Source organism: Microcystis sp. LEGE 08355 (assembly GCF_015207185.1).
GTDB lineage: Bacteria > Cyanobacteriota > Cyanobacteriia > Cyanobacteriales > Microcystaceae > Microcystis > Microcystis panniformis.
The window spans coordinates 1-3,349 of record NZ_JADEXI010000506.1; the positions used below are offsets into that span (position 1 = coordinate 1).

General features: G+C 39.7%; 2 protein-coding genes and 2 pseudogenes. 1 reads left to right on the top strand and 3 read right to left on the bottom strand.

Annotated elements, in window-relative coordinates; genetic code table 11:
• A partial coding sequence (locus IQ242_RS20150) for a GUN4 domain-containing protein (protein WP_193961177.1) occupies positions 1-1,180 on the top strand: 1,180 nt, incomplete at its 5' end.
• Positions 1,181-1,439: 259 nt separating this feature from the next.
• Here the strand turns inward: IQ242_RS20150 and rlmN are convergent.
• The 3 genes and pseudogenes from rlmN to IQ242_RS20165 form a co-directional block, all read right to left on the bottom strand.
• Positions 1,440-2,453, bottom strand: a complete 1,014-nt coding sequence (gene rlmN, locus IQ242_RS20155) for a 23S rRNA (adenine(2503)-C(2))-methyltransferase RlmN (RefSeq protein WP_193961178.1) — start codon at positions 2,451-2,453, stop codon at positions 1,440-1,442.
• A gap of 300 nt (positions 2,454-2,753) precedes the next feature.
• Positions 2,754-3,059 (bottom strand): annotated as a pseudogene (locus IQ242_RS20160) (DUF4277 domain-containing protein); the annotation flags it as partial.
• Between the two features lie 57 nt (positions 3,060-3,116).
• A pseudogene (locus IQ242_RS20165) lies at positions 3,117-3,349 on the bottom strand (hypothetical protein); the annotation flags it as partial.

The following is a 3,349-nucleotide window of genomic DNA, read 5'->3' on the forward strand; positions in this document are numbered from 1 at the left end:
AGGGGAAGGAGTTCAGAAATTAGCCGAGGATACTCAAAAGCAGAAAAAAATTGTGCAAGCAATTATTCAAGAACTCAAAATTTATGAGGAATTAAATCATTATCAACTCAAATCTCAACGAGTTCGCCAAGAAATTGCTGATCTTGCCCAAAATGCGATTAATTTTGAAAACTACTTACAGGACTATTTTGCGCCTTTTCAATTATTAATAGAAGAAGTGATTAAGGTGGATGAAGAATTTTATGCAACAGTTGGAGAAATTAAGTATTTGGTAGATAATATTTTTCCACCTCAGCCTGCTCTCTTAGAAACGTCAGATTCAGCCATAAATTCTGAGTTTTTGCTAAATTTTCTGGCGACTGGTTACGAGAAAGAAGCAAGGTTAAAAGAGGCTTTTTCCTCTGATCAATTTAATGATTACTTATTCAATGAAAGTGAATGGTCAGAACAATTTATTTCCCTAGAAAAAACCATCAATAAATTATCTCATCATTTAGCAGAACAAGAGGCTTGTCAAAAAGACACTATCCCCAAAACTCCCCTAGCAATAGTTGTCTCTCAATTCACTCAAAACAATATTCACAAATCTTCTACTTCTAAAAATCCCCAGACTTCCCCAAATATCTTAACTCAAGAATCGGCTGATATTGATTATAATCAATTACAAGATTTGCTAAGAAAGCAACAGTGGCAAGCGGCTGATCGCCAAACAACCAAACTACTATTAAAATTTTTGGGTAGGACCTACTGGAATGAGGTTTATCCTCAAGATATTGCTCAATTACCTTGTTCGGAACTCAAAAAAATTGATCAACTTTGGCTTCATTATAGTAATGGTCATTTCGGGTTTAGTATTCAGCAAGCCATTTTCTCTAGTCTCGGTGGTTTAGTGGATTATGAAAGCCAAAAAAAACTTGGCGATCGCCTAGGTTGGCGGAAGGAAGGTCAATGGCTCAATTATGAGCAACTAAACTTTGAATTAGAGCCGAATTCTCCCCTCGGTCATTTACCCGTTCATTGGTTGATTTTTGAAGAAAATCTTTGTTACCCATCTGCGGAAGCTTCTGACAATCAAAACTCCGTGGCTTTCTGGAGAGTTGGCAATTGGTTATTGTGGCAACTTCACCTCGTTTTCAGCAAAATTCAAGCCTGTGGAATTATTCCTCTGTCTGACTTTTAAAGCGATTATCTAAGCTGTTGACTATCTAGGGTCTGCTGAAAAAGTTTCTCGTGGGGGTAGGGTGTGGGGTGTAGGGTGTAGGGTTTTACCCATTTTCATCTGGTAAATTACCTAATTTTCAGGGAAAAAGTCCCGGAATTTTCCCCCCGATCCCTCCAATGGCTGGCACTTTTTGATTTTCCAAAAGTCTAAACGTCTTACCCAACAAGGTTTTTAGATGTATTCAGCCAACCCTAGTTAATGGCCGATTTACGCCTGTTTATTCTACCATAACGCTTGATCGCAATTGTCCACAGGCCGCATCGGTCGCTAAACCTCTCGAATAACGGACAGTAACGGCGACTTTTTCCTGTTCTAAAATAGTTTTAAAAGCTCTGATTCTCTTTTCATCAGGCCGTTGATAATCCACCTCTTGAATGGGATTATAGGGGATTAAATTGACGTGAGATTGAAACCCTTTCACCAGTTTGGCTAATTCCCTTGCGTGTTCGGGTAAATCATTTACTCCCGCTAAAAGAATGTATTCAAATGTCACTCTTCGTCCCGTGATTTGAACGTATTCCTGACAGTCTTGAATCAGATTAGTTAGGGGATAATGGTCGGCACTGGGGATTAATTTAGCTCGAACTTGTTGATTAGAAGCATGAAGACTAACAGCAAAAGTTACTTGCAAATTATGTGCCGCTAGTTGCTTGATTTTCTGGGGCAATCCCACCGTAGAAATAGTTAAACAACGCTGACCGATACCCACATCTTGATTGAGGGAATGAATCGCTGTCACCACTTCGGGAATATTTAATAAAGGTTCCCCCATCCCCATAAATACCACATGACTGACTCGCTGCTGAAAATCCTCCTGTACTGTTAACACTTGGTCAACAATTTCATAGGCTTTTAAATTACGAGTAAAACCCCCTTTTCCCGTGGCACAAAAATCACAGGCCATCGGGCAACCCACTTGCGAAGAAACACAGACTGTCAATCTTTTTTCACTAGGAATTCCCACCGCTTCGATAATTAAACCATCCGCCAGTTTTAGCAGATATTTACGAGTGCGATCGGGTGCTACACTGCGATAATGTATAAGGGAACGACCAATAGGATAATCCGCCATCTTGCTGCGCCATTCTTGGGGGAATACGGAAATATCCGCCAAAGAATGCACCCCTTTTTCATATAGCCATTGGTGTAATTGTTTACCCCGATAAGCGGGTTGTCCCTGGTCTTTTACCCAGTCGGTCAGTTCCTCTAAAGATTTCGCTAGTAAAGTCATAATTGTTATCGTTGAGCGTCTTACCATTCTAACCGATCGATCATCCCTAGGAGCAAAACCGTAACAAAATTGTATTCATTAATTGACATTTTTTCCCTTTGATACTTCTCTAGTCTTTGTTAGTCAATTAAATACTTAAAACTATAACTTCAACTTAGCCTAAGGATTTCTACTGTTGGGTATTCCTTTTTATACTAAATCTGGTTATTAAAAACTGATTATTTATTCCCCCTTTTTCCTCTTGCCTATTGCATGAGTGCCTGTCCTGATATGTAGCCTATACTCAACGGATTTAGTATTATATTCTCCTTCCACTGAGAGGGAAGTAGCATCTAAATGGGAATTCTCGGTCGCCACACCAAATTTTTTCACGGCCGCTAAACTAATCAGTAGGAAAATGGCCGAAACATCAAGTTGATAAAGTTTGTCCATTACTCGACTAATTTTATCATCATTCAGGTGTTTGGGTTCGATGCCATCTCCCCGCAGATGTTCGGTTGCTTTATCTTCAAAAAATTGAGGAAATAAATACAAGGATCGGGAGACAAATCCCAATCCGTTAAGAATAATCGCTTTTACTACTTGCCCCGCTGTGACAATTTCTCCTGGAACCCATTGAGACTTGTTCGTTTGACAACAAGCCAATAGCGAGCTACAATGCGATCACTTTCTGGCTTTGCGGATAGCACTCCCTAGCATTAAACCCCCAAGGGTAATATAAGCAAGAACGCTGCTGGATTCTGGAGTCGTTCTTTTAGATGCAACACGTATCTGAACAAGAACATCATCGTCATCATCATCTACAGTGAAAGATGCAGCGTCATCAAGATGAGCTAAGAAGATATTAGTATCTAGTAACTCAAATGTATTTCCTCCGAAACCAAGGCTATTATCTA

What these genes read in the sequence shown, in the direction of transcription:
- rlmN (WP_193961178.1), bottom strand. Translation starts at nt 2,453, where the DNA reads ATGACTTTACTAGCGAAATCTTTAGAGGAACTGACCGACTGGGTAAAA.